A 6,038-nucleotide genomic window follows, 5' to 3' on the forward strand; every position below is an offset into this window, starting at 1 on the left:
CGACAGCCTAAATATGAGCTTTGGCGGGCGCTCCGAGACCCTGGGCGCAAGCGTAGAGCAGATGATCTATCACGCGCGCGCCGTAAGACGGGGGCTAAAGCGGGCGTATATGGTCGTAGATATGCCGTTTTGCTCGTGCGCGACGCCAGAGCTTGCGCTGCAAAATTGCGCCAAAGTCTATGAGAGCACCGGCTGCGACGCCGTTAAGATCGAAGGCGGCGCGCATATGGCAGATACCGTGGCGCTGCTTAATCGAAACGGTATCGCCGTGATGAGCCACATCGGGCTAAAGCCGCAGTTTTCGCGCTTTACGGGCGGCTACAAAGTAAGCGGGCGCGGTGAGGAGGGCGCGCGCGAGGTCTTAAGCGACGCCAGAGTGCTTACCGAGGCGGGCGCGGTGCTGCTGCTGGTCGAGGGGACGATCTGCTCGGTCGCAAATCAAGTAGCGCTCGGCACCGACGTGCCCGTCATCGGCATCGGCGCCGGCGCGGGCATAGACGGGCAGGTGCTCGTGTGGAGCGATATGTGCGGATTTTTCACGGAGTTTCGGCCGAAATTCGTTAAGCGCTATCTAGACGGCGCCGAGCTGGTAAAAGGCGCGGTGCGCGAATACGCGCGCGAAGTCAAGGAGGAGAGCTTCCCGAGCGAGGAGTTTGAATATAAGCAATAGCGGGATTTGGGCTAAATTTTAAAATTTACGCGCCGAAATTCTGGCAATAAAACTACGCTTGTCTTAAATTAACGCTTCGTTTTCGCGTCGCAGGCTATGCAAACAGCTCGCGCCGCTTGAAATTTATTTGGCGCGAGTAGATTGCAAGCGCTTTGGTGGGCAGATACTCTACGCGGTATTTTATACGGGCGGCGCCGTGCGAGAGTTTGCGCGCTTCTGCAAGCGGGTGCTATTTCTGTCGCTGAGCGCAATGCGCGAGCGCTTTTCATGAACGCTCTCGCGCCCCTAGCTCTAAAATACGCTGCGAGCGCTAAATTTTACGCATGCAGCCGTAGAGCTCAAACATAAACCAGCCATCAGGCCTAAACGGCTCATAAAATTTAAGGAGAAAATTTGGCTAAAGCTTTAAAAACCTTTATAGCCGTGGCTCTGGGCTTGTTCTTTTGCGTAAAGGTGCTGCCGATTTTGGCGATAGTTTTGTATTTTAAATTCTTTTTCGTCGATCACGATGCGATGGAGCTAGATAAAGCCCCGCCGATGCAAAACTACGAGCAAAATCGCGAGAAATTTCTAGACCTGCTAGCATTTGCGGATCGCAATTTTCCCAAAAATTTGCGTGTTACGATCCAAAGCACTTATGGCGATGAGTATATTTGGATCGATTTGGACGGTAATAAGACGAAATTTTACTCAAATTCTATTTTCAAAGATAGTGCGCCGGGTATTGGCGAGGGGTTAAAGCTCATCGGCTGGGACAAAAAGACGTTCGTAGAGCTAAAATCAAAGCTCGCGGCGATAAACGCTAGAACTATCGTGCTAAATAGAAGCAGCGATAGCGGGGTGCCTTGGGCAGAGATCACCTACCGATACGTGGAGCACTTCACCGATAGCTATCAGTTTTATGCCCCGGACAGCCCGAAGCTCGCCAAGCTGCACGCCAAGGGCTGCTCGAAAAAATTTCAAAGCGACGGCGTAGTGTTTTTATTCGAAAACACAACGTCCGGCTCATATAGAGCGTTCTGTAGTGGTGACGACGATAATAAGAGCGTTTTGATCGAAAAGCACGATTTGTAGAACTAGGCTCGCGCAAGAAAAATTTGGCGCCTTAATTTGTGGCGCGATCGATAAGGCGTCGTGAGGTGACGAGGCTAAATTTAATTGTGCGAGCCCGCGTTAAGCTTAGCGGTAAATTTTATAATCCGCGCTAAATTCTAAGTCGTCTTGAAAAACGAAATTGCGCGCGAAATTTTACCTAGCCGCGCAAGTGCGCAAGGTAGATTTTGCATAAAATTCCACGCAGAATTTCTTGTAAATTTTAACCGACTACGCGAGACGGAATTTTAGCCTGCTGCGCGCCGCGGAGCTGGAAGCGCAGAATTTAAACTCTCGCTGTCGCAAAAACAAAATCCGCATCAAAATTCTACGAGGCAAAATTTCGCTGCAAAATTCCAGGCGCCGAATTTAATATCTTAAAATTCCAGCGCCAAAATTTCACGTCTTAAAATTCTGCGCGTATTTTTCAAACAGCCAAATTTCGCCCCTTAATTCTACGCGCTAAATTCCGCGCCATAAAATTTAACACAGTTAGCGACCCACGCGCTGTTTGGGAGCCGCCGCAATAAAATTCCACACCAAGGCATAGCGGGCGTAGCGGCATGAGCGTAGTCTTAAAACGTCGCGCTAAAATTCCGCAGTCTTTCGCGACGGGCGCTCTGCTTTTTAGCCCTAGCCCTAAGCGCTTACCGTAAAATTCCGCGCGGCAAATTTTATTGCGCTCGCAAAGATCCGCCCCTTTAAAATTGTCAAAATTTAGCCATTTTTCGCTACACTTGCTAAAATTTTAAAAACGATTAAAGAGAGATTATGGACAGAATTGTAGAGATCGAAAAGATGCAGCTCGATGAGAGCGTGGAGAGCTCGCTGCGCCCGTCGAGCTTCGAGGATTACGTGGGGCAGGAGAAGATCAAATCAAACCTCGCTATCGCGATCGCCGCGGCGAAAAAGCGCGCCGACGTGCTCGATCACGTGCTTTTCTACGGGCCGCCGGGGCTCGGCAAAACCACGCTGGCGCATATCATCGCCGCTCAGATGGGCGCCGCCATCAAGGTCACCGCCGCGCCGATGATCGAAAAGGCGGGCGATCTGGCGGCGATTCTAACAAACCTGCAAAGCGGCGACGTGCTTTTCATCGACGAGATCCACCGCCTAAGCCCCGCGATCGAGGAGGTGCTGTATTCGGCGATGGAGGACTTCCGCCTCGACATCATCATCGGCTCGGGTCCCGCCGCGCAGACCATCAAGATCGACATTCCGCACTTTACGCTCATCGGCGCCACGACGCGCGCAGGCATGATCTCGGCGCCGCTGCGGGATCGCTTCGGCATGCAGTTTCGCTTGCAGTTTTACACGCACGCCGAGCTTGCGCGGATAGTGCAGATCGCTTCGGTTAAACTAGGCAAGGAGAGTGCAAGCGACGCCAGCGCCGAGATCGCGCGCCGCTCCCGCGGCACTCCGCGTATTGCGCTAAGGCTGCTGCGCCGCATACGCGATTTTGCCGAGGTGCGCGACGAGGGCGCTATCTCGCACGATCGCGCGCGCGAAGGGCTCGAGGCGCTGGGCGTGGACGAGCAGGGCTTTGACGAGATGGATATAAAATATTTGGAGATTTTATTTGACGCCAAGCGCCGTGCCTTGGGGCTTAGCACGATCGCGGCGGCGCTTAGCGAGGATGAGGGCACGATCGAGGACGTCATCGAGCCCTATCTGCTCGCCAACGGCTACATCGAAAAGACCGCCAAAGGCCGCATCGCAACCGATAAGGCGCGCGAGGCGCTCGGTCGCGTGCTAAAGACCGCGGAGAGAAATCTGTTTGAGGAGTGATCTGCGGGTTTAAAATTTGATCGGGCTCGACGGGCGTCTTAAATATTATTTTATCGGCCGCTTTCCATTTAAACAGGTTTTGCGGCTGCCAACTCGTAATGTGTGTGCCACGCCTCGCCCGAGGGTTATTTGCTAGGCGGGTGCTTGGATGTACACTTTGTCGCTAGCTCGCCGCCTTTAGTCTTTTAAATTTTATTTCGAAATTCCAATAAACATACCCGCCGTCGTGCACCGTATGCGCGGGAACGCCGCTCGCAAATTTTATGAAATTTCAAAATTTAATCGAAATCTGATAAAAAAATTTATAAAATAGCTCATCAAATTTCAAAAGGATAAAATTTGCCGACGCCAAAAGACAACGCCGCAAGCCGCAACGAAAATCTGGCTGAAAAGATAGCCCAAAACAACGCCGAGAATAACGCCAAAATCGAGGCGCAAAATTTCACCGAAAATCAGACTGTAAATAACGCTGAGGGCAAAATCGAAGCCGCCGCCGAAAAAAGAGCTAAAATCGGCGCCGATAAAGCGGACGCGGCTGCGTTAGATGCCGCGGAAGGCAGGACTAAAACCGCCGCCGAAAATCAAAGCAAAAACCGGGTCAAAACCGACAAGGCCTCATCTGCTGGTGCAGCCGCGCTTAACGACGCTGCCGAAGCCAACGAGACCTTCTCGGCTAATGCTTCCGCGCTAGGCGCCGCTGCCGCTTCGGGAGCCGCTGCGGGTATGAAAGCAGGTCTTGCCAAGGCTAGCGGGCGCGCGAAAACGAACAAAATATTTTTTATCGGCGCAACCTTGCTGATGTTTTGCTGCGTGATCTATCTGTTCTTGCCGTTTTTGATGGTGATCGTAATCGGCGTGCTGATGGCGGTGGCGACCTCTGGTCTGCACGCCAAAGTAACGAAGCTGTGTCGCGGCAGACGCACGCTAGCCTCAGTGCTTAGCCTGTTTTTGCTCTGCGCGCTTTTTTTCGTGCCCTTCATCTACGCAGTGATCGAGATCGCCAAAAACGCCGCGAGCTTCGATATGGCGCGCCTAAACGACGCGCTTAGCTACGTTCAGAGCCTAGACATCAAGCTGCCTGGGCCTTTTGAAAAATTTAATACGCAGTTTCGTTCGTTTTTAACAAACCTAGACGTCGCGGGCGTGGCGAAGCAGATCATCTCCTACCTCTCAGTCGTCGGGAAATCCAGCGCAAAATTTATCGTCGATATGGTGCTTATCGTCGTGTTTTGCTTTTTTGCATACCTCTACGGCGAGAGCTTCAAGCGCTTTTTTAAAAAAATTCTACCCGTCGAGCCCGCGCAGATCGATTATATCTTTTCCGAGACGGCAAATACGATGAGCGTCGTGTTTTACTCGACCATCTTCAACGCCGTATTGCAGGGCTTTTTGTTTTCGATCATCGCGGGGATCTTCGGCTTTGACGCGCTGCTGATGGGGGTGCTTTTCGCCTTCTGCTCGCTCATCCCCGCAGTCGGCGGTGCACTCATCTACGTGCCCACCGCGCTATATGTGCTAGCGGGGGGCAGCACCTCGGGCGCGATCGTGATAATGGCGTATTGCGTGATACTGATCTCGACGCTCGCGGACAGCTTCGTAAAGCCGCTCGTGATAAAATTTATCAACTCGCGCCTGGTCGAAAACCCCGCAAACATCAACGAGATGCTGATCTTCTTCTCGATGCTTTCGGGCATCAGCACGTTCGGGTTCTGGGGCGTGATCTTGGGGCCCGCGATTTTAACGCTATTTATCGCGGTGCTAAATTTATACGATTATCTAAAAAAGATAGAATTCGAGTAGGGCACGCGCGATCAGCGCTTTTAAATTTATGAAAATGTCGCCCGCCCGTAAAAGCGCAATGCCCAGCACGCCCTTGCTGCTTTTTACCCGCTCGCGCCCTTACGTAGGCCCAAATACTTTAAATTTAAAGGCAAATTTTAATTTCGGCTGTCGCTCGCGCTCTTTAGGCGCCTGTGCTATAAAATTTTAAAATTTATGCTTGTTTTGAAATTTAAAAATCCTCTGCGCGCCGCAAGTCTATGGCGGAGCGAAGGGCTGCAATACCAGGGAGTAAATGCGCGCGATAAATTTAGCGTATTTGACGGCGGCGGAGCTAAGCTCGATGTTTTACTGCGGCGCATCTCAAGCTGCGCGCGGAAGTAGTTTCTGCCGGCGGTCGGCCGCCCCGGTAGCCGTATTTTATAGCGGCACCTCAAGCAGACGGGCGTCGCGACGTCTGATTTTGGTACGGCATGTTTTTTTATGCGGCGCAAAGCATCGTCTTGCACATAAATTTCATAAATTTAATCCGTCCGTCGCTTTTAAAATTCCGTATCGTCATAGAGTCTAATTGTAGATTTAAATTTATGGCTAAACGCAAGGCGGTGGATCAAAAGCATAAAAGTCGGCTAGGAGCGCAAAAGCGGCGTCGGGCTAGAGATACAAAAATAGGCTAGAAGCGGTAAAGATGAGTTAGAAAAAATTTCAA

Annotated in this window: 4 protein-coding genes; all 4 read left to right on the top strand. The window is 51.6% G+C overall.

The genetic code is table 11. The features are described 5' to 3' along the window. Positions 1-670, top strand: a 670-nt coding sequence (gene panB, locus Q0256_RS08580) for a 3-methyl-2-oxobutanoate hydroxymethyltransferase (protein WP_297962226.1), incomplete at its 5' end; no start/stop codon positions are given. 393 nt (positions 671-1,063) lie between these two features. Further along, the gene (locus tag Q0256_RS08585) at positions 1,064-1,744 is read left to right on the top strand and encodes a hypothetical protein (protein ID WP_297962228.1); all 681 of its coding nucleotides are present in this window, start codon (positions 1,064-1,066) and stop codon (positions 1,742-1,744) included. 789 nt (positions 1,745-2,533) lie between these two features. Continuing rightward, positions 2,534-3,550: a Holliday junction branch migration DNA helicase RuvB gene (ruvB, locus tag Q0256_RS08590; protein WP_297962230.1), complete on the top strand. Its 1,017-nt coding sequence runs from the start codon at positions 2,534-2,536 to the stop codon at positions 3,548-3,550. A 339-nt stretch (positions 3,551-3,889) separates the two neighbouring features. Beyond that, positions 3,890-5,350: an AI-2E family transporter gene (locus Q0256_RS08595; protein ID WP_297962233.1), complete on the top strand. Its 1,461-nt coding sequence runs from the start codon at positions 3,890-3,892 to the stop codon at positions 5,348-5,350. Positions 5,351-6,038: the final 688 nt, after the last annotated feature.

The sequence above is a fragment of the uncultured Campylobacter sp. genome (assembly GCF_937949835.1).
Lineage (GTDB): Bacteria > Campylobacterota > Campylobacteria > Campylobacterales > Campylobacteraceae > Campylobacter_B.

What these genes read in the sequence shown, in the direction of transcription:
- ruvB (WP_297962230.1), top strand. Translation starts at nt 2,534, where the DNA reads ATGGACAGAATTGTAGAGATCGAAAAGATGCAGCTCGATGAGAGCGTG.